The sequence below is a fragment of the Coriobacteriia bacterium genome (assembly GCA_014859305.1).
Taxonomy (GTDB): domain Bacteria; phylum Actinomycetota; class Coriobacteriia; order Anaerosomatales; family Kmv31; genus Kmv31.
Window position 1 is genome coordinate 22,864 of the sequence record JACUUM010000016.1, and the last position, 18,936, is coordinate 41,799.

Sequence of the window (18,936 nt, forward strand, 5' to 3'; positions counted from 1 at the left end):
TTAACGGAAAGGGCTTCTCCGTGCTGTCAACGCTCCTAGTGAACCGGAGCACGAAGATTCTAGTCCAAGCTGGTAGAAGGCGCAACGCGAGCCGCCAGCCACGCGTCGGCCGGCTCCGCGCGGCGCTCGGGGCTCGGCGCGCGCCTGCGCAGCCGTGCCGAGAGGAGCTTGCAACGCAGCTCTCTTCCTGTAGATTCCAGTAGCTGCTATCATCATCGCATGGAAGAGCTCTTCAGCATCGCGCGGGTCGCGGAGTACCTCGGCGTGAGCGAGCGCACGGTCTACGATAAGGTGCGCACGGGGGAGTTGCCGGCGCTCAAGGTGGGACGGCTGTGGCGCGTCCGCAGGGGTGACCTCGAGGAGTGGCTCTCGCAGCGGTCCGGACACGAGCGGCCCTCAGGCGAGGAGAGGCGCGGTCCGTATCCGCACTCCGCCCTGGACGTGCCGCTCCCCATGGCGCGGGAAGGCGCCGGGGTGCCGACGCGCGGGGAGCTGTCCGCGTTGCTCGAGCCCATCTCCGACACCCTCGGGCGGCGGCTCGCGTTCGTCGGCCTCCTGGTCCGGGGAGTCGAGGCGCTGGGGTGGCCCGCCCCGGTCGTCGTAGGCGGCAACGCTGTCGAGTTCTACACCGCCGGGGACTACCCGACCGTCGACGTCGACCTGGCCGGGGCGTCCGAGCCCGTGGCCGAGGTGCTTGACTCCTGGGGCTTCGAGCGAGAGGGGCGCCACTTCTACGACGAAGAGCTCAACCTCCTGGTCGAGGTACCCGGCGGCACCCTGCCCCCCGACCGGCTCGGACACGTGGCGGAGGTGAGGATCGCGGGGGTGACGGCCTACATCCTGGGGATAGAGGATCTGATCATCGACAGGCTCGCGGCGTGCGCGTTCCGGCAGGACGCGGAGTCGTGCCGCTGGGCAGCCGTGCTCCTGGCCGGAGCACCCGAGCTCGACCTCGCCTACCTGAAGCGGCGTGCCGCCGAGGAAGACCTGGAGGGGCCTCTGATGCGGCTGCGCGAGGAGGGGCCGGCGTGACTCGCGTGTACGACTACGACCGGTGGATGGCCGAGCGCGGCCGCATGCTGCCGCTGATCGCAAGGCTCGCCGGGCAGCCTCGTGCGACACGGCGGCGGCCGCGGAGCCCCGAGGAGTCCAGGATGCTCGCCCGCGCGGCGCTCGACGCGATCCGGCGACGCGAGCGGGAGGGGCGCCTGAGGCGCCTGGGCCCCCGCCGCTACGAGCTGAGGAACTGACGCCCTACGGCGGGCCCGTCCTCCCGCCTCCGCGCGCCGCCAGCCACGCGTCGGCCAGCTCCGCCCAGCCCTCGCCGCGCGCGCCGCGCGTCACGTACACGTTCTCCCGCCCGCGCACCGCGGCGCGCACGCGCTCGTCGGCGAGCGCGTTGGCGACCAGGACGAGCATCACGCACTCGTCGGCCATCTCGACGTCGGTCTCCGAGTCGCCGATCGCGCAGGCCTGCCGCCGCTCCAGTCCCCGGCCGGTCAGGTCGCGCAGGACGGCGCCGCTCTTGGTGACGCCGCTGGGGACGAGGTGGTAGACGTGCACCCGCTCGACGCCGACGAGCGTGGTCGAGGGCGGGCGGATGATGCCGTTGTCCACGACGCGCACGGGCAGACCGATGCCCTCGAGCACGACCGTCGCGGCCTCGAGGTCCAGCTCGCCGCGCAGCACGTGCGTGGCCTCGCGGTTCAGGTGCCACGGCGTGTGGTTCTCGATGCGCCCCGGGAACGCGCGCACCAGCGCATCGAGCACGCCCGCCCGCTCGATCAGCTCGTAGGGGGTCACGCCGTCGGGCAGGGTCCCGTCGGGCCAGTCGCCCAGGTAGTACTCCTGCTGCCCGCCGCGGTCGCGGACGAGCACGCAGCCGAGCTCGGCGATGAAGCCGCTCCACCCGCAGACCCGCGCGACCTCTGTGAGCTGCACGCGGTTGCGTCCCGAGGACAGCACGACGGGCAGCCCGGCGGCGTTGAGCCGCACGATCGCCTGAGCGGTCGCGGCCGAGGGACGGCCGTCGGCGTCGGCCAGCAGCGTCCCTCCCGGGCCGAGGAGCGTGCCGTCAAGGTCGGTGTAGAGCACCTCGACGCCGGCGAGCGCGGCCCGCGCCTCCGGCGACTCGTCGAGCAAGGGCAGGCCGTGAACGGGGGCGGGCATCGGTACTCCTCACGGAGCGGTCGGGGTACCCGTATCCTACCCGAACCACCTGCGGACGGACGCGGGCCGCGGGGCGTGGCGCTGCCGCTCCGGGCGCGGTATAACCGTATGGCACGCCACGCCCCTCCGGGCGGACGTGGCGGTGGCCGGACGAAAGGACCGCATCGTGGAGACCGAGGAGCGAGAGGACCTCGAGGTCCCGTACCCGCAGTACCGCTGCCCGATCTGCGGCAAGGACCTGCCGCTGAACGACGCGCGGATGACGGTGACCTGCGCCGAGCACCTCCCCCGCAAGGAGGCGCCGGGGTTCACCGTGCGCCGCGCGACGGCGGGCGACCGCCGCGAGATCGAGGAGATCTGCGACCAGGCACTGGGCGAGACCGACGTGGATGTCTTCGGACGCACCTTCGACGTGCTCATCGGCATCAACCTCGTCGCCGAGAGCGAGGGGCGCCTCGCCGGCTTGCTCTCGCTGGCCGTCCACGCCGGCGAGCTCGCGGTCGTGCTGCTCTCGGTGTACCCCGCCTACCAGGGGCGCGGTGTCGGCTCGTCCCTCGTCGCGGCCGCCGTGGCCTACGCGGAGGAGAAGGGGCTGCCGGGGGTGGTCGTGGCGGTCACGAACGACGACATACCGCAGCTCTACTTCTACCAACGGCACGGTTTCCGCATCTACGGCTGCGCAGTGGGCCAGCTCGTGCTGGAGGACGGCTCCACGCCCGGCGGCTTCTCCGACATCCCCGTCCGCGACGAGATCCGCATGCGGCGCAGCATCAGCCCGCGCCGCTGAGAACCGAACAGGCGCGGCACACGCGCAACGACCCGAGGAGGCACCTCCCGATGACCCCCCGCACTCTCCGGCGCCCGCTCTCGATGGCGCTCGCCGCCGCTCTCACCCTCGCGCTCGCCGGCTGCGCCCGGGGGGCCGAGCCGAACGCCGGCGGCGGGGCGGCCGTCGAGCCGAGGACGGTCCGTGTCGGCACGCTGCCCACCGAGGACGCGCTGCCGTTGTGGGCGGCCGAGGCCGAAGGCGTCTTCGAAGAGGTCGGACTGCCCTCGGTCGAGATCGTGACGTTCCAGTCGGCCCAGGAGCGCGACGCGGCGCTGGTGGCCGGCGAGATCGACGCGTTCATGGGAGACATGATCGCGGCCGCCCAGCTCGAGGCCGGCGGCACGCCGGTGGCCGTCGAGTTCGTCATGCTGGGCGCCACGCCGGAAGAGGGGCGCTTCGGCATCCTTGCCGCGCCCGGGTCGGAGGTGGACGGCCTTCAAGACCTGGCAGGAGTGCCGGTGGGCACCTCCTCGGGCACCATCCAGGAGTACGTGCTCGACGGGCTGATGCGCCAGGCGGGCGTTCCCGCGGAGCGGGTCGTCAAAGAAGAGGTCAAGAAGGTGCCGGTGCGCTTCGAGCTGCTGATGAACGGCAAGCTCGCCGCGGCGGCGCTGCCCGAGCCGCTGCTCTCGCTCGGCGAGATGCAGGGCGCCAAGCTCATCGCCGACGACACCTCCGGCGAGAACCTCTCGCAGACGGTGCTGGTGGCCTCCGAGGCGTTCCTGCGCGCCGAGGGCGGGCTCGAGGCCATGGAGCTGCTGGTGCGGGCGTGGGACGCCGGCGCGGAGCTGGTGAACGGCGACCCGGACGCCTGGCGCGAGACGCTCGTGGACAAGGCGCGGCTGCCCGAGCCGCTCAGGGACACCTACCGCGTGAACGCGTACCCCGCCGCGCAGCCGCCCACCGAGGAGCAGGTCGCGGCCGTGCTGGAGTGGATGCGCGCGGAGGGGACGCTGAAGGCCGACCTCACGCCGCTGGACCTCTCGGGCGTGGTGACGCCGGGCGACCGGTGATGCCGGGCGGCCGGGGGAAGGCGCTGTAGCGCGATGGCCGCGGTGGGCATCGAGGCCCTGGCCGTGACCTACCACGGCGTCCGGCGCGCCCTCGAGGCGCTCGGACCGCTCGACCTCTCGCTGCGCGACGGCGAGCCCGTGGCGGTGATAGGCCCGTCGGGCTCGGGCAAGTCCACCCTGCTGCTGGCGCTGGCGGGTCTCGTGCCCGCGACCGCCGGCCGGGTGCTCGTCGGCGGGGAGCCGCTCGCCGGACCCCGGCGCCGCACGGCTCTGATCCTGCAGGACTTCGGGTTGCTGCCCTGGAAGACGGTCGCGCGCAACGCCGCGCTCGGCCTGCAGGTGCGGCGCGTGAAGCGCGGGGAGTCCGCCCGCCGCACCCGCGACGCGCTCGAGCGGCTGGGGCTGGCCGAGTTCGCCGGCGCGTACCCCGGCGAGCTCTCCGGCGGGATGAGGCAGCGGGTGGCCGTCGCCAGGGCGCTCGCCCTGGAGGCCGACCTGCTGCTGATGGACGAGCCGCTCTCCGCCCTGGACGCTCTCACCCGCGAGGACCTGCAGGACCTGCTGCTCGCCCTGTGGCGCCAGCGGGGCCACACCTCGGTGCTCGTGACGCACTCCATCGAGGAGGCGGTCTTCCTCGGGCGGCGGGTGGTCGTGCTGACGACGCGGCCCGGGCGCGTGGCGGCGATCGTGGACAACCCCGGGATGGGCTCCGAGGGGTACCGGCAGACCGAGGCGTTCTACGCTCGCTGCGCGAGGCTGAGGGCGCTGCTCGCCGAGGAGGGGGCGCTGCACCCCGCCGGGCTGCGGGAGGGAGCCCCGTGAGGGGGGCCCCGCTGCTGCGCCGCGTGCTCGGCTACGCCGGCGCCTTCGTCGCGCTGCTCGCCGGATGGGAGCTCGTCGCGCTGGCCGTGGACTCGCCCGCGCTGCCCGCGCCGGGCCCCGCGCTGGCGTCCTTCGCCTCCGAGGTGCCGGCGCTGGCGCCGCACTTCGCGGTCAGCGCCTGGCGGGTGCTGGCCGCGGTCGCGCTCGGGGTCGCGCTGGGCGCTCCGCTCGGGCTGCTGCTGGGCCGCTCGCCGCGGCTGGACGCGGTGGCCGCGCCGCTGGTGTTCCTGACCTACCCCATCCCGAAGGTCGTCTTCCTGCCCGTCCTGCTCGTGCTGCTCGGACTCGGTGACTCCTCCAAGATCGCGCTCATCACGCTGATCGTGTCCTTCCAGATCCTCGTGACCGCGCGCGACGCCTCCCGCGCCGTGCCGCCTGCCTCCGTCCTGTCGGTGCGATCCCTTGGCGCGACTCGCGCGCAGGTCTTCCGGCACGTCATCGTGCCGGCGACCCTGCCGGAGGTCTTCACCGCGCTGCGGATCGGAGCGGGGACGGCGGTGGCGGTGCTCTTCCTGGCCGAGTCCATCGCCGGGACCAACGGCCTGGGCTACTACATCGTGGACGCCTGGAGCCGCATCGACTACGAGGGGATGTTCGCGGGCATCATCGCCATGGCGCTCCTCGGCGTGCTGCTCTACGAGGGGCTGGACGCGGCCGAGGGGCGGAGTTGCCGATGGACGAGGGCGGCGCGGTGAGGGGGCGGGCGCTCGCGGGCGTGCTGGCGGTCGCGGCGCTCCTGGGCGCGCTCGGGTGGCTCGGGTGGCGGACGCTGGGAGGCGAGCCGCGGTGGAGCGTGGCTCGCATGGGTCACGCGTACACCTCCCACGACTGGGAGCGGTTCGAGCGCTACGTGGATGTCGAGGCGGTCATGGCCGCCGGGATCGACGAGCTGGTCGAGGAGCTGCGCGGCGAGGGGCCGCCGGGGCGGCTGGGGCAGGAGCTGGTCGAGTCGCAGCGGGCGCTGATCGTCGAGCGGGCGCGCGAGGGTCTGCGCGCGGCGGTGGAGCGCGGGGAGGCCGAGGAGGGCTGGCTTCGACGGCAGCGCGGCATCCTCGCGCCGCTGCGCATGCGGGTCCTCGAGCGTACCGGGGACGAGGCGCTCGTCCTGCTCGACACAGACGCGCGGTACGGCGATGTCGAGGCGCGCATGGTGCCGCGCGAGGGGCGATGGGTGGTGGTCGAGGTGCCGAACCTGGGCGGGCTCCTGTCGCGGGGCGCCCCGGCGCCGTGATGCGGGGCGCCCAGGGGCGGTGAGGCGGACCGCGCTATCGCGCGCGGCCGCCGTGCGAGGCCGACGGCAGGCCCGAGGGGTCCAGCGCGAGCGGCAGCAGCGCGAGGTCGTCGGCCAGGCGGCCGGAGGCGAACGCGGACACGGCGGCGAACAGAGAGCGGCACACCTCCTCCATGCCGGCGCCCAGGTCGGCGGACAGCAGCGCCTGCCCGAGGCGCTCCTCGCCGAACATCTCGCCGTCGGGGCGGCGGGCCTCGATCGCGCCGTCGGTGTAGAGCAGCAGCACGTCGCCCTCGCCGACATGCTCGAACGACTCGGCATAGGCCGAGTCGGGCAGCGCCCCGACGATCGGCGAGACCGCACCCAGCAGGTCCAGGCGGCCGCCGCGCCGCCGCACCATCGCCGGCGGATGACCTCCGCTGCAGTACGCCAGCCACCCCGACCTCGGGTCGAGGACGCCGAGGAAGACCGTGACGAACATGTCGTGCGCGGTCTCCCGATCCACCGCGCGGTTCAGGCGCTCCATGACTCGCGCGGGAGAAGCGTCCTCGTGGGCGTAGGCGCGCACGACGTTCTTGACCAGCGAGGTGAGGGCCGCGGCGTCGACCCCCTTGCCCGAGACGTCGCCGATGAGCACGCCGACCCGCCCGCCGGCCAGCTCGAAGAGGTCCATGAAGTCGCCGCCGACCCGGCTCGCCTCGGTCGCGGAGCCGTACAGCGAGCAGAAGTCCAGGCCCGGCATCCGTTCGGGCATCCGGATGATCGCGTCCTGCAGGGTGTCGGCCACGCGGTGCTGCGCGTCGTAGAGCCTCGCGTTCTCCAGGGCGAGCGTGACCGAGGACGCGATGCGGTCGGCGAAGGAGACCTCGGCCGGGGTGAAGCGGATGGTGCGGTCGTGGTAGGAGAAGCTCATCACGCCGATCACCTCGTCGCGCGAGACGAGCGGCACCACCAGGGATGAGCACTCGCCCAGCCGCTCCATGGCCCCGCGGTCCAACCTCGCGTCCGAGAGCGCGTCGTCGACCGCGATGACGGCCCGCTCGCGCGCCGCGAGCGCGAAGTGCGGCGCCTCCTCGTCCGTGTACGAGACGGCTTCGGTCCCCGCCGGCAGGCGGTGGCCGTAGCGGGTCGCCCAGCGCCCCTCCTCCAGCAGCGCCACCCGCCCCGTCTCGACGCCGAGTGCGTCCACCGCCTCGACGACGACACGCTGCACGGTGTCGCCGAATTCGAGCGTGGAGTGGAGCGCCGCGTCGATACGATGCATCGCCAGCGCCAGCTCCTCGCCGCGCTTGCGCTCGCCGATGTCCTGGGCGACACCGACGAGGTACTCCACGCCGCCCTCGGCGTCCCGCACCCCCGCGACCGCCACGAGCGTCCACACCTCGCCGCCGTCGGCGCGGACGAAGCGCTTCTCCATCACGCAGCGGTCGGCCTCGCCGGAGAGCAGCGTCCCGATCTCGCGCAGGTCGGCTTCCAGGTCGTCCGGATGCGTGACCTCCGAGAACGACATGCGCTCCAGCTGCTGGGGCGCGTAGCCCAGCATCTCGGCGAGACTGCGGTTCACCTTCAGGAAGCGGCCTTCGGCGTCGAGCTGTCCGATACCCGCCGAGGACAGCTCGAAGATCGTGCGGAAGAGGCTCTCGCTCTCGCCGAGCTCCCGCTCGGCCTCGTCGCGTTCCGTGACGTCGCTCGCCACCGCCAGCACCAGGTCGTTGCCGTCGAGCCGGAAGGGTGAGGCCGAGAGGCGGAGCATCCTCCGCTCCCCGTCCTCGCGCGTGAGCGGGATCTCCTCGGCGGCGCTCTCGCCGAGCAGCGCGCGTCGCAGGACCGAAGCCGCGCGGTCCCTCTCGCGGGAGTCGGTGAAGGCGACCTCCAGCCAGTCCTTCTCGCCGATCCCCGCAAGGTCCCGGCCCGCGATCCGCCGCATCGCCGGGTTGCACAGGACGGCGCGGCCATCGACACGCGCCACCACGATCCCGTCGGCCGAGTGCTTCACGACGGTTCGGAGCAGCTCGAGCTCGCGCCGCAGCCCGCGCTGCAGCTCGCGCGCCTCCGCCAGCTCCCCGGCGAGCCGCCTGGCGAACGCCGCCGACTCGCCGGCCCCCTCCTCGAGCCGCCGCGAGCCGCTCTCCGACATCGTGACGATCAGCCCGAGGAGCCTTCCGCGGGCGTCGATGTCCGGCGTGCAGGTGACCGACACGACCGCACCGCCGCCGCCGGCGTCGCCCGGGAGGAGGTGGGTGACCGGCTGCAGGGTGTGCACCGCGGCCGCGGCCGCTGCCAGCAGGGGCGAGTCGCGGCCGACGAGGTCCTCCAGGCGCCGCCCCAGCAGCCGATCGGCGGGGCCGCCGAGCTGCCGCGCGGCGGCGGCGTTGCATTGCAGCACGACGAGCCCGGCGCTCACGTACGCGACAGGTACCGGCGCGATCTCGAGGATGCGCGCGCCCAGACGGAAGGCGTTCTCGTCGCCCGCCGCACGCAGCACTCCGCCGGGTCCGTCCACCTCCTCGGGCATCCGCTCGTACCTCCGTCCTTCGCGACCGACCGTTTGCGTCAGAGGACGACTCCAGCCGCCGCTTCGCCGGCAGGGCCGCAAGGTGAACGCGTCGTCCCCCATATCGTACACGCCCGGGCGCGGAGCCAGCGTTCCCGCCGTCACAACTGCGGCGCTTCCCCGCCGGTGTCGCCGGGTATGAAGCCCGGAGGTCCGGCGGGCGCGGGCGCGAGGGGAGGCGGGAACGGGTGGAGTGCTGCGGTGAGATCCGCGAGGAGCACGCGCTGATCGAGGACGCGGCGGCCGTCGCGATGGCGATGGCCGTCCTGCTCGTGCAGGGGCGCGAGGTGGCCGACGAGGACGTCGGGCGGCTCGTGGGCTTCGGCCGCGACTTCGTGGACGAACGGCACTACCGCAAGGAGGAGAGGGCGCTGTTCCCCGCGCTGGTCGCCTCGGCGCCGCACCCCGTCTCCATCAGGCTGCGGCACCTCCGGGCCGACCACGCCGCCTCGCGGCCCTACATGGAACGCATGCCGCGCCGGGACGCCCCGGAGGCGGCGGCCGAGGCGCTCGCGGGGTGGTCGAGGCTGATGCGCGCGCACGTCGCCGAGGAGGACGAGGCGCTGCTCCCCCTCGCGGAGAGGACGCTCTCCGACGAGGCCAAGCGCGCGGTGGTGTCGGTCTTCCACGACGTGGACGAGTCGACGCCGGCGCCGGTGGCGGTCGGCGACCTCGTCGACAGGTACGCCGCGGTGCCGGTCGGGTAGGGCGCCGGGGCTATCCGACCGCCTCTCGCAGGTCGAAGCCCTCGACGAACGGGTTCGCGAAGCGGATGCCTGCGAGCGCCGGCGAAGCGATGTCCTCAGTGAGCACGGCACCGCAACCGTTGAGGCGGGCCGTGGCAAGGATCTGGGCATCCCGGTAGTGGACCCCGTGTGCCGCATGCAGCTCCACTCCACGGAAGCCCACGTATTGAGCGCAGTTCCGAGGCACCCGACGAGGCACCTCCGTGAGGTCGTGTTCCCGCATGGCTGAGTCCGTGTCCAACACCGTTGGACCGTTTCGTCACCGGCAAGCATTCCACCGGATCCTGTCTTGCTGTCAACCTTACAGTTACGTTAGAGTAGGGTCAGCCGCTGGCCGTCGTGCCTGAGCGCACACAACGGCTTGGGTCGAACGAAAACCAAAGGTCAGGGATTCAATGAGCAAGGAGATCATCTGTCGCACCTGCGGAGAGACGGAAGAGCTCAGAGGGCAGCCGTCTCCAGAAGGCATCGTCATCCACTGCGGAAGCTGCGGTGCCTCCTGGCTGCGGGACAGCGAACCGGACAAGTGCGCGACTTGCGGAAGGACCGACCTGGTGCAGCGTGCCCAGGCGCTCACGCAGTACTCGCGAGGCACGCAGCTCTCGATCGTCGGCCTCGGCTCGATCCTGCTGTGCGCTATCTGCGATCGCCAGATGCTCGAGTGGTCGGAGGGGAGAGCCGTGCCGTTCACGTACAGGTCCTCTGCTCTGGATTCGGAGGCTGCCGCCACCAGGAGCGGGTCCGGCGGAAGCGACGTCCGCATCACGCCATAGGGGAGACGGACTCACACGATGTGCGAAGCCGGGGCGGACCACCTCGCCGGTGTAGACCGCATGGAAGCTAGGTAGCGCTAGGAGGTACAGTGCCGAACCGCCCTGTCACACGAGTCGAGATCGCAGATGCCGTCGAAGAGGCGTTCATTCCTCACGGAGCCACGAGAAGCGAGCTCATAGAGCACGCCGCCAATGCGGACGCCAGGCCGCAGGTGCTCTCGGTGCTCGAGAGGCTGCCGGATCGCCGGTACGGGAGGCTTCGCGAGCTTTGGGATCACTTGTTCGATGTGCCGGTGGAAGTAGTGCCCACGGCATGATCAAGGGATCCGATGCCGCAACTGGTCGGCGTAGGCGGGCCACCGGCGCGGAGGAACACGCGCTCCCCCTCCCGGGCGCCGGCGATCCCCTCCAGATCGGCGAGGTTGCCGAGCGCGTCGGCCTGTCGCTGCGCACCATCCGCTACTACGAGGAAGCGGACCTGGTGACCCCCAGCACGCGGACGCCCGGCGGTTTCCGTCTCTATGGGGAGACGGACATCGAGCGCCTCGAACTGGTCAAGCGGATGAAGCCGCTGGGCTTCAGCCTCGACGAGATGCGGGACCTGCTGCAGGCGCTCGACGCGGTCAGCGGCGAACCCGGTTCGGACGCCGAGCGTGCGACGCTCGACCGGCTGCACGACTTCGCGAGTATCGCCCAGGAGCGGTGCCTTCAGCTCCGCGAGCAGTACGAGAGCGCTTTGCAGTTCGCCGCGATGCTTCGGGACCGGCTGGCCTCACTGTCGACCGGCGCCGACGGCGAGTGAAGCACCCGCCGTGTCAGTACTCGAAGAGGCGGCTCGCCGCCGCACGTTCGCCATCATCAGCCACCCCGACGCCGGGAAGTCGACACTGACCGAGGCTCTGGCGCTGCACGCTAGCGCGATCTCCGAGGCCGGTGCGGTACACGGCAAGGCAGGGCGCCGAGGGGTGACGAGTGACTGGATGGAGATGGAGCGACAGCGCGGGATCTCCGTCACCTCGGCGGCTCTGCAGTTCGAGTACCGCGACGCGGTCATGAACCTGCTCGACACCCCCGGGCACGCCGACTTCTCCGAGGACACGTACCGCGTGCTCTCCGCTGTCGACTGCGCCGTGATGCTGCTCGACGCCGCGAAGGGCCTGGAGGCCCAGACCCTCAAGCTCTTCGAGGTGTGCCGGTATCGCCGTCTGCCGGTGATCACCTTCGTGAACAAGTGGGACCGCCCCGGCCGAGAGGCGCTCGAGATCCTCGATGAGATCGAAAGCCGGCTGGGCTTGAGGCCGACGCCCGTCACGTGGCCCATCGGCGTCGCGGGCGACTTCCAGGGCCTCGTGGACCGGCGCGAGCCGGATCGGGTGATCCGCTTCACCCGCACCCCCGGCGGGGCCACCGCTGTCGCCGAGCGGCCGGAGCGACTGGAAGACGCCGGCGGAATAGCTGGCCTTTCCGCTGCCCGAGATGAGATCGAACTGCTCGAGGGCGTGGATGCCTGGCACGATACGGAGGACTTCCGGTTCGGGCGTTCGACGCCGGTCTTCTTCGGTGCCGCCGTATCGAACGTAGGCGTCCGGCTGCTGCTCGACGCCATCGTCGATACGGCGCCGGCGCCCTACGCGAGGGCCACTCGCACCGGTGGCGAAAGGAATCTCGAGGCGCCGTTCTCGGGGCTGGTGTTCAAGGTCCAGGCCAACATGGACCCGATGCACAGGGACCGCGTCGCGTTCGTTCGCGTGTGCTCCGGTGTCTTCGAGCGAGGCGAGGTCCTCACTCACTCGGCGACGGGACGGTCCTTCACCACGAAGTACGCGCACGCGATGTTCGGACGGGAGCGCACCACGGTCGAGCGGGCGTATCCGGGCGACATCGTGGGGCTGGTCAATGCCGGGTCGATGAGACCGGGTGACACGCTCTATCAGAAGGATGTCGTCGAGTTTCCAGGGATGCCGACGTTCGCGCCGGAGCACTTCGCCGCCGTACGGGTGAAAGACGCTGGCAAGTCGAAGCAGTTCAGGCGCGGTATCGAGCAGCTCGATGCCGAAGGCGTCGTCCAAGTGCTGAGATCCGACAGGCGCGGCGGTCAGTCACCCGTGCTCGCCGCAGTCGGCCCGATGCAGTTCGAGGTCGTGCTCCACAGACTCGAGCACGAGTTCTCGGCGCCCGGCGCCCTCGAGCGGTTGCCCTACCGGACTGTCCGCCGAACGAACGCGGAGAGCCGGAAGCGTCTTGAGCGCTCGCATGGTATCGAGGTTCTCGAGCGAAGCCGCGACGGCGAGTTGCTCGCGCTGTTCGCCGACGATTGGAGGCTCGCCTTTGTGAGTCGGGACATGCCGGAGGTGACACTGGAGCCACTCGTGGCTGCGGTCGAGTGACTGTCCGTAGTCCGAAGGCCAGACCCGAGAAGGCCACCCATGTCCTCCAAGGGCGGGCTTCGTGTTCTTGATGGACGATTCTGCCACGAAAGGGGAGACCTAGGTGCGGGGAACTCAGCAAGGACGCTGAGAAGCGATGGTGAGCGAGGGACAAGACCCTCGCCCACCTGCTGTTTCGTATGGTGCCCCCGGCAGGATTCGAACCTGCGACACCAGGTTTAGGAAACCTGTGCTCTATCCCCTGAGCTACGAGGGCGCGCCGAAGAGGCAGCCGCCATTGTACCGCGCGACGCACGGGCGGCAAGGGCGCCGCCGTGTCGAGGGCGCCCCGCCCCGCGCCCCCTCAGCCGGCCGGCCGCGGGCGGATCGCCAGCACCGCCAGGTCGTCGGTCAGCCGCCCTCCGCCGAAGGCGAGCACCTCGTCGGCCGCGCGGCGCACCGCCTCGGCGGCGCTCACGCCACCCATGTGGGCGAGCAGCTCGAAGAGCCGTTCCTCGCCGTAGAGCTCGCCGTCGGCCGACCGCGCCTCGATGAGCCCGTCGGTGTAGAGGAACAGCAGGTCGTCCTCGGCCATCCCGGTCTCGGACTCCCTGAACTCGACGTCCGGCAGCGCGCCGATCAGCGGGGAGTCGGCTTCGAGCCTCTCCACCCCGCCGCGGCACACCAGCGCCGCGGTCGTGTGCCCGGCGTTGCAGTACAGGAGGCGGCCGTCGGGGCGGATCACGCCGAAGAAGACCGTCGCGAAGATCTCCGGCGGCGACCACCTGTAGAGCACGTCGTCGGCCAGGCGAAGCACCTCGGCGGGGTTCCCCTCCCTCTCGGCCGCGTGCGCGCGGATCGTGTTCTTGACCAGCGAGGTCAGCACCGCGGCGTCGATGCCCTTTCCCGAGATGTCTCCCACCGTGACGCCCACGAGCCCGTGCCCGAGCTCGAAGAGGTCGTAGAAGTCGCCGCCGACGCGCGCCATCTCGGTGGCGGAGTGGTACAGGGGCGCGAACTCGAGGCCGTGGATGCTCTCGGGCAGCGCCAGCAGGGTCTCCTGGAGCGTCTCGGAGACGTGGCGCTCGTTCTCGTAGAGGCGGGCGTTCTCGAGCGCGAGCGACACCGAGGAGGCGACCTTGCGGGCGAAGTCCACCTCGCCCTGGGAGAAGCGGTGCGGCGAGTGGTAGTTGAAGAAGAGCGCGCCCTCCACCCGCTCGCGGCGCGTCAGCGGCGCTACGACCACGGAGGGGATGTTGTAGCGCTCTTGCACCTCGCGCGAGGTGCGCGGGTCGTGCAGTGCGTCCTCCACGGCCACGGGGGCCTTCGTCGCCGCGGCGATGTCGACGAAGGGGACGTCGCGAGGCTCGAACCGCCGGCCGAGGATCTCCGCCGGCAGGTGCCATATGTGCGTCGGGACCCAGGCGCCGTCTTCCACTAGGTCCAGCGCCGAGGAGTCGCATCCGATGCTGGTGGCGGCGACCTCGAGCACCTCGGAGAAGACCTCCTCGGGGCGCAACGTGGAGTGTACCAGGTCGTCGACGAGGTTGAGGGCGTCGCCGAGGCGGGCCGCCTCCTGCGCCCGCTCGAACAGCGACGCGTTCTGCAGCCCAGTGGTGAAGGTGTCGGCCAGAGAGGCGACGAACGCGCGCTCCTCCTCGCCGAAGATGCGCGGGCGCGGCCATGCCAGGGTCAGGCTTCCGATCGTCTCCTCCTTGGCGAGCAGCGGCACCACGACCAGGGACCCGAGCTCGATGCCGTAGCGGCGGTACGCGTCGCGGACCCGGGTCGAGACGTCCGAGGTCGCGGCGTCCTCGTGCACCACCATGTTCCCCTCCCTGATCGCGCGCACGACCTCGTAGGGCTCGTCGAGGGCGACCCCGTCGGCGAAATCCTCGAAGAACGCCGGTGGGAAGCCGAGGCCGCCGACCAGAGCGAGCCGGCGGCGCCCCTGGAGCATCCACACCGACGCGGCCGTCACGCCCAGGTGCCGGATGACGGACTCGAGAGCCCGCTCGACCACGGCCTTCGAGTCGAGAGAGGAGGTCACGAGGCTGGCGACGTCGCGAAGGGTGCTCAGGCGCGCGCTGCGCTCGCGCTCGCTCTCGAACAGGCGCACGTTGTCGATGGCCACGGCGACCTGTCCGGCGAACGCGCGCAGGAGCTGGAGCGCCCGCCCGCTCTCCCGCGCGTCCTCCTCGCGGAAGGCGATCCCGAGCACCCCGAAGCGCCGGCCCTTCGAACCGAGCGGGAGCACGGCCAACGAGCGGAACCCCAGGTAGCGCGCGAGTTCACCGTCGAGCACGCACTCGTCGTGGGACGCGTCGGCTATCAGCGCCTCTTCGCCGGTGCGCATCACACGTCCGGTCGCCCCCTCGTCTGGGCTCAGGCGGAAGGACGCGAGCTCCTTGGGCACTGTCCTCCCGGGCACGTCCCAGAGGTATGGGGCCGTAGGCGCGCCTCCTTCCTCGAACACGTAGACCCAGACCGCGACCGGGTCGAACAGGCTGCGCGCCCCCTGGGCCACGGCGCGCTTGACGACGTCGGCCTCGGTGGCGCCGGCGAGCTCGCGTCCGACCTCTCCCAGCCGAGTCAGGCCCTCCACGTGGCTCCGGAGGCTCGTCCGGGCGTCCTCGAGCGAGCGCGCCACATCGCCGATCTCGTCGGTGCGCTCGGAACGGACCGGACGCCCCAGCTCGCCCGACCCGATGCGCCGGGCGTCGTCGGCGACGACGGTCAGCGAGCGCCGGATGCTGGAGGAGAGCAGCACGCTGGCGAGGAGCGCGAGCCCGACGACGGCTGCGGTCAGCGGCAAGCCGACCAGCAGGCTGCGGTAGAAGGGGCCGAGCGCCTCGCGGTGGGGTACGGAGGCGCCCGCGGCCCAGCCCAGCCGCTCGATGGGGACGAAGGCGGCGACGCGCTCCTCGCCCGAGGGGGTCGGCCCGGACCAGTGGCGCAGCACGACCGTCTCCCCCCGGATAGCGCTCTCCACGGACGGGTGACGCGGCGTCCAGTCCTCGAGCCGACGCGCGAGCCCGGGGTCCTCGTTCTGGAAGACGAGCCGTCCCCGGGAATCGATGATGCTCATGCCCCCGCGCTCCATGCCGACCACGTCCTCCAGCGCCTCCGGGAGCGCTGTGACGTCGACCAGCACCATCATGACCCCGACCGTGTCACCGTCGGCGTCATCGATCCGGCGGGCCAGGTGGAAGCCGACGCCGTCGTGCTCGTGCCTCGCGCTCGGTTCGATGCCTTCGCCCGAGGCGCTTCTAAGGCACGCGCCGAAGGCCGGGTCGCCGGAGAGGTCCTCGCCTTCGGGCACGGTGCCCGACGAGCTCAGCACCCGTCCCCGCGGGTCCGTCACCGCGGCGTACCGGACGGGGTACGCCTCCTGGAAGCGCTGGAGCGCTTGGACGGACTCCGGGGAGCCCGGGTCCCGGGCCACCTGACTCTGCCCGAGGGCACCGGCGGTGCCGAGCATGTCCTTGACGAGCAGCTCGAACGCGGTGCCGGCCAGCCGGGCCACGCCCAAGCGCTCTTGCTCGACCTGCGCTACGCGCGTGTCGTACCACTGCCGATACACCACCGCGAGGATCGTGACGAGCGGTACGGCGACCACCATGTAGATGGCCGCGAGCTTCCATGCGATCCGTGCGCGCTTGACCACCGGGGACTCCCCCTATCCGCGCCGAAGAAGGCTCGCGAGGTATCCGCTACCGGACCGCATCCCGGGCGGCGCGGCGACGCGGGCGGTGACGGCGTCGCCCCGCCCGGCCGGGTGCCGCTCCTCGCCGGTGCCCGCCGCGACAGGGCGCTTCCCGTGGGCGAGGTCCTTCTCCAGCAGCAGGGTGGTCCCCCCGGGATCGCTGCTCAGCAGCAGCCGGTCGGTCAGCTCCATCATCAGCGTGAAGCCCATACCGAGGGTCTGGCCCGTCGAGAAGCCGGGCACGAGCGTGGCCTTCGGCAGGTTCCGGAAGTCGATCCCTGGTCCCTCGTCGGCGAGGATGAACTGCACGCGGTGTCCTTCCCTGCATATCCGGTATGTCCCTCCCCCCGCGTGCTTGAGCATGTTCGTGGCGCCCTCGGAGAAGGCCACCAGCAGGTCGCCGACCTCGGGGATCTCTCCGAGGGCGGCGCGGACGCGCGTCCTGGCCTCGGCCAGCTGTGACGGTTCGCGGAGCTCATGCGGTGCGCCGGCCCGGGCGATGATCGACGAGTCGATCTCGTCCCTGCCGAGCAGGATGAGCCTGCCGCCCGTCACGGCGTCGATCACGTCGCTGTACGCCTGGCGGATGGCGCGGTCCTTGTCCTTGAGGACGCGCAGCGACCTCCTCTGCTCCTCGTGGAGCCGCGCATTCTCGACCGCGACGCCCGCCTGCCCGGCTATCGCGGCAGCGAGCCGCATGTCGTGGTCGGTGTACTCCCGGCGTTCGCCGGGGCTGTCGACGTAGATGTATCCGATGAGCCGCTCACCGTGGACGATCGGGACGTAGAGCGTGAGTCCGAGGCGGAGGCTCGCAGTGGCTCGCCTCTCGGCCTCGGGCACGGATCCGAAGTCGACGACATCCATGCGCCTGGAGGAGATGATCCTCTTGCCCGGCTCGGAGAGCCTGTCGAACGGGATCGCCAACCCCGGGGGCGGCGCGTCCTCCCCCAGCGTCGCGGCGAACCGCATCTCGTGGCGCTGCTCGTCCCATAGGGCGACGAGTGCGCGCTCGCGGTCGAGCGCGTGCATGATCACGTCGGCCAGCGAGTCGAGCAGCGGCTCGAGGTCCGTCTGCCGCGAGAGCGCCTCGGCGGCGCTCAGCAGCAGGCGCGTCGTCTCGAGCTCCTGTGCCAGGGCTTCCTCGGCACGCTTGCGCTCGGTGATGTCGTCGAAGACGGCGACGAATCGCCCCTCCCCCGGCCTGTAGGCCGAGACGGCGTACCACTTCTCGAGCGGCTGCGCGTACTGCTCGAACCGGATCGGCTCGCCGGTCAGGGCGACGCGGCCGTAGCGGCCGATCCAGTCGGCGGGGTCGTGCTCTACCCCGGGCAGCACCTCGGTCACGCGCTTGCCGACGATCTCGCTCGCCTTGAGCCCGCTGAGCCTCTCGAAGGCTTCGTTCACCTCGAGGAAGACGTAGTCCACCGGCTCCCCCCGCTCGTTGACGACGATCTCGTGCAGCGCGAAGCCGTCGATGAGGTTGGTGAAGAGGTTGCGGTACTTCGCCTCGCTCTCGCGCAGGGCCTCGCGCGTCTCTACCTCGGCCGTCACGTCGGTCTTCGTGTCGAGGATCAGCTTCCCCGCGGCGGCCTCCAGGCGCGAGGTCTCGAAGGTGTAGTAACGCGTCCGCGTGATCCCGGGCTCGACCTCCACCTCGAGCGGCAGGTCCTGCGCCCGCCAGGGCACGCCCGTCTCGAGCACTTCGTGGAAACGCGGGATCGCCAAGGCTGCGAGCTCGGGCCAGACCTCGGAGAAGGTGCGCTCGAGCATCGGGCGGAACGGCTTGAGCGCCTGGAACGCGGGGTTCACGTACGCGTGCACGAAGTCGGCGCCGTCCGTGGGCTGGTAGAGGCAGACCCCGACGGGCTCGCGGTCGAGTATCGACCGGAGAAGATCGGAGCGCAGCGCCTCACGCGGCATGTCGATGTCCCCTCGTCGCCGGCCGAGCCGGTTCGGCCAAGGTAAGTCATTCATTCCCACCGTTGCCGTCCCCGCACTGCGGGTAGTACCCCGCGGCGCGCAGGGCGGGACGGCGGGTAGCCCGGGCGGATGACGGGGAAGAACCCCAGTGCCCCGGGCGCCGCAGGGCGCGGCCGCCGGCGTCCGCCCCGGCGGGGGACGGACTGCCGCGGGCGGTACTCGCCGTCCGCCGGAGGGAGCGGGGCGCGGGAGCACCGGAGGATCGGAGGCGTCGAGATGCAGGACACGCTCATCGGCACGCTGAACGAGCTGCGCGCGCGCGAGCTGGCGGTCATCGTGCAGTACATGCGGCACCACTACATGGTCACGGGCCCGGAGACGCTGGCGGCCGCCGACGAGTTCAAGGAGATCGCCATCGTCGAGATGGGGCATGCCGAGGAGCTCGGCGAGCGCATCGACTTCCTCGGCGGGGACCCGACGACCGAGCCCTACAAGGTCGAGACGGGCGCCAAGAGCCTGCAGCAGATGGCGTCGGTGGACCTGGCCGCCGAGAACGAGGCCGTCGAGATGTACCGGGCCGCGATCGGGCAGGCCGACCAGGCCGGGGACGTGACGACCCGGCGGCTGCTGGAGAGCATCCTCGGCGACGAGGAGGAGCACGTGAAGTCGTTCCGGATGATGCTGGGCAGGTAGCGGCGGGAAGTGCGGTGGGCCCGGGAGCGGAAGCCCAAGCAGCCATCGGCAAGG

General features: G+C 71.7%; 18 protein-coding genes and 1 tRNA gene. 13 read left to right on the forward strand and 6 right to left on the reverse strand.

The genetic code is table 11. From position 1 onward, the window contains the following. Window positions 1-219: 219 nt before the first annotated feature. Together IBX62_04215 and IBX62_04220 are read left to right on the forward strand one after the other, a co-directional pair. Window positions 220-1,032 carry a helix-turn-helix domain-containing protein gene (locus IBX62_04215; protein ID MBE0476289.1) on the forward strand — a complete coding sequence of 271 codons (813 nt, stop codon included), beginning with the start codon at window positions 220-222 and terminating at the stop codon, window positions 1,030-1,032. After that, a complete protein-coding gene (locus tag IBX62_04220) occupies window positions 1,029-1,250 on the forward strand; it encodes a hypothetical protein (protein MBE0476290.1) in 222 nt (73 codons plus the stop codon). The genes IBX62_04215 and IBX62_04220 overlap by 4 nt, the downstream gene beginning before the upstream one ends. A gap of 4 nt (window positions 1,251-1,254) precedes the next feature. Here IBX62_04220 and IBX62_04225 read toward each other — a convergent pair whose 3' ends face one another. After that, the gene (locus IBX62_04225) at window positions 1,255-2,169 is read right to left on the reverse strand and encodes an HAD hydrolase family protein (protein MBE0476291.1); all 915 of its coding nucleotides are present in this window, start codon (window positions 2,167-2,169) and stop codon (window positions 1,255-1,257) included. A gap of 142 nt (window positions 2,170-2,311) precedes the next feature. Here IBX62_04225 and IBX62_04230 point away from each other — a divergent pair, with 142 nt between their 5' ends. The 5 genes from IBX62_04230 to IBX62_04250 are packed head-to-tail and all read left to right on the forward strand — an operon-like array spanning window position 2,312 to window position 6,124. After that, the gene (locus tag IBX62_04230; GenBank protein MBE0476292.1) at window positions 2,312-2,956 is read left to right on the forward strand and encodes a GNAT family N-acetyltransferase; all 645 of its coding nucleotides are present in this window, start codon (window positions 2,312-2,314) and stop codon (window positions 2,954-2,956) included. Between the two features lie 50 nt (window positions 2,957-3,006). Then, window positions 3,007-4,011 carry an ABC transporter substrate-binding protein gene (locus tag IBX62_04235; GenBank protein MBE0476293.1) on the forward strand — a complete coding sequence of 335 codons (1,005 nt, stop codon included), beginning with the start codon at window positions 3,007-3,009 and terminating at the stop codon, window positions 4,009-4,011. A gap of 33 nt (window positions 4,012-4,044) precedes the next feature. Further along, window positions 4,045-4,833, forward strand: a complete 789-nt coding sequence (locus IBX62_04240) for an ABC transporter ATP-binding protein (protein ID MBE0476294.1) — start codon at window positions 4,045-4,047, stop codon at window positions 4,831-4,833. A 14-nt stretch (window positions 4,834-4,847) separates the two neighbouring features. After that, entirely contained in the window at window positions 4,848-5,588 is a 741-nt protein-coding gene (locus IBX62_04245; protein MBE0476295.1) for an ABC transporter permease subunit, read from the forward strand. Continuing rightward, window positions 5,567-6,124 carry a hypothetical protein gene (locus IBX62_04250; protein MBE0476296.1) on the forward strand — a complete coding sequence of 186 codons (558 nt, stop codon included), beginning with the start codon at window positions 5,567-5,569 and terminating at the stop codon, window positions 6,122-6,124. The genes IBX62_04245 and IBX62_04250 overlap by 22 nt, the downstream gene beginning before the upstream one ends. A gap of 34 nt (window positions 6,125-6,158) precedes the next feature. Here the strand turns inward: IBX62_04250 and IBX62_04255 are convergent, their stop codons facing one another. Further along, the gene (locus tag IBX62_04255; GenBank protein MBE0476297.1) at window positions 6,159-8,639 is read right to left on the reverse strand and encodes a SpoIIE family protein phosphatase; all 2,481 of its coding nucleotides are present in this window, start codon (window positions 8,637-8,639) and stop codon (window positions 6,159-6,161) included. 227 nt (window positions 8,640-8,866) lie between these two features. On the opposite strand from IBX62_04255, the gene IBX62_04260 reads away from it, so the two are divergent. After that, window positions 8,867-9,385, forward strand: a complete 519-nt coding sequence (locus IBX62_04260) for a hemerythrin domain-containing protein (GenBank protein ID MBE0476298.1) — start codon at window positions 8,867-8,869, stop codon at window positions 9,383-9,385. Window positions 9,386-9,395: 10 nt separating this feature from the next. On the opposite strand, the gene IBX62_04265 is transcribed toward IBX62_04260, so the two are convergent. Beyond that, window positions 9,396-9,611, reverse strand: coding sequence for a hypothetical protein (locus IBX62_04265; GenBank protein ID MBE0476299.1), 216 nt, complete (start codon window positions 9,609-9,611; stop codon window positions 9,396-9,398). 208 nt (window positions 9,612-9,819) lie between these two features. Here IBX62_04265 and IBX62_04270 point away from each other — a divergent pair, with 208 nt between their 5' ends. The 4 genes from IBX62_04270 (at window position 9,820) to IBX62_04285 (ending at window position 12,584) form a co-directional block, all read left to right on the forward strand. Then, entirely contained in the window at window positions 9,820-10,197 is a 378-nt protein-coding gene (locus tag IBX62_04270) for a hypothetical protein (GenBank protein MBE0476300.1), read from the forward strand. Window positions 10,198-10,286: 89 nt separating this feature from the next. After that, window positions 10,287-10,514, forward strand: a complete 228-nt coding sequence (locus IBX62_04275; GenBank protein ID MBE0476301.1) for a DUF2795 domain-containing protein — start codon at window positions 10,287-10,289, stop codon at window positions 10,512-10,514. Further along, the gene (locus IBX62_04280; protein ID MBE0476302.1) at window positions 10,511-10,999 is read left to right on the forward strand and encodes a MerR family transcriptional regulator; all 489 of its coding nucleotides are present in this window, start codon (window positions 10,511-10,513) and stop codon (window positions 10,997-10,999) included. Before IBX62_04275 ends, IBX62_04280 begins: the two co-directional genes overlap by 4 nt. A gap of 10 nt (window positions 11,000-11,009) precedes the next feature. Continuing rightward, on the forward strand, window positions 11,010-12,584 hold the full coding sequence (locus IBX62_04285) for a peptide chain release factor 3 (GenBank protein MBE0476303.1): 1,575 nt from the start codon (window positions 11,010-11,012) through the stop codon (window positions 12,582-12,584). 180 nt (window positions 12,585-12,764) lie between these two features. Here IBX62_04285 and IBX62_04290 read toward each other — a convergent pair. The 3 genes from IBX62_04290 to IBX62_04300 all read right to left on the reverse strand — a co-directional run bounded on the left by IBX62_04290 (window position 12,765) and on the right by IBX62_04300 (window position 18,189). Continuing rightward, window positions 12,765-12,840 (reverse strand) — tRNA-Arg (locus IBX62_04290). Between the two features lie 87 nt (window positions 12,841-12,927). Beyond that, window positions 12,928-16,230: a SpoIIE family protein phosphatase gene (locus IBX62_04295; protein MBE0476304.1), complete on the reverse strand. Its 3,303-nt coding sequence runs from the start codon at window positions 16,228-16,230 to the stop codon at window positions 12,928-12,930. 12 nt (window positions 16,231-16,242) lie between these two features. Beyond that, window positions 16,243-18,189 (reverse strand): PAS domain-containing protein, encoded by a 1,947-nt coding sequence (locus IBX62_04300; GenBank protein ID MBE0476305.1) that lies wholly within the window; start codon window positions 18,187-18,189, stop codon window positions 16,243-16,245. A 276-nt stretch (window positions 18,190-18,465) separates the two neighbouring features. Here IBX62_04300 and IBX62_04305 point away from each other — a divergent pair, with 276 nt between their 5' ends. Beyond that, entirely contained in the window at window positions 18,466-18,882 is a 417-nt protein-coding gene (locus IBX62_04305; protein ID MBE0476306.1) for a ferritin, read from the forward strand. The last annotated feature ends 54 nt before the right edge of the window (window positions 18,883-18,936 follow it).

Coding starts and splice junctions, on each gene's coding strand:
- IBX62_04215 (MBE0476289.1), top strand. CDS start 220: ATGGAAGAGCTCTTCAGCATCGCGCGGGTCGCGGAGTACCTCGGCGTG.
- IBX62_04225 (MBE0476291.1), bottom strand. CDS start 2,169: ATGCCCGCCCCCGTTCACGGCCTGCCCTTGCTCGACGAGTCGCCGGAG.
- IBX62_04235 (MBE0476293.1), top strand. CDS start 3,007: ATGACCCCCCGCACTCTCCGGCGCCCGCTCTCGATGGCGCTCGCCGCC.
- IBX62_04240 (MBE0476294.1), top strand. CDS start 4,045: ATGGCCGCGGTGGGCATCGAGGCCCTGGCCGTGACCTACCACGGCGTC.
- IBX62_04250 (MBE0476296.1), top strand. CDS start 5,567: ATGGACGAGGGCGGCGCGGTGAGGGGGCGGGCGCTCGCGGGCGTGCTG.
- IBX62_04255 (MBE0476297.1), bottom strand. CDS start 8,639: ATGCCCGAGGAGGTGGACGGACCCGGCGGAGTGCTGCGTGCGGCGGGC.
- IBX62_04270 (MBE0476300.1), top strand. CDS start 9,820: ATGAGCAAGGAGATCATCTGTCGCACCTGCGGAGAGACGGAAGAGCTC.
- IBX62_04280 (MBE0476302.1), top strand. CDS start 10,511: ATGATCAAGGGATCCGATGCCGCAACTGGTCGGCGTAGGCGGGCCACC.
- IBX62_04300 (MBE0476305.1), bottom strand. CDS start 18,189: ATGCCGCGTGAGGCGCTGCGCTCCGATCTTCTCCGGTCGATACTCGAC.
- IBX62_04305 (MBE0476306.1), top strand. CDS start 18,466: ATGCAGGACACGCTCATCGGCACGCTGAACGAGCTGCGCGCGCGCGAG.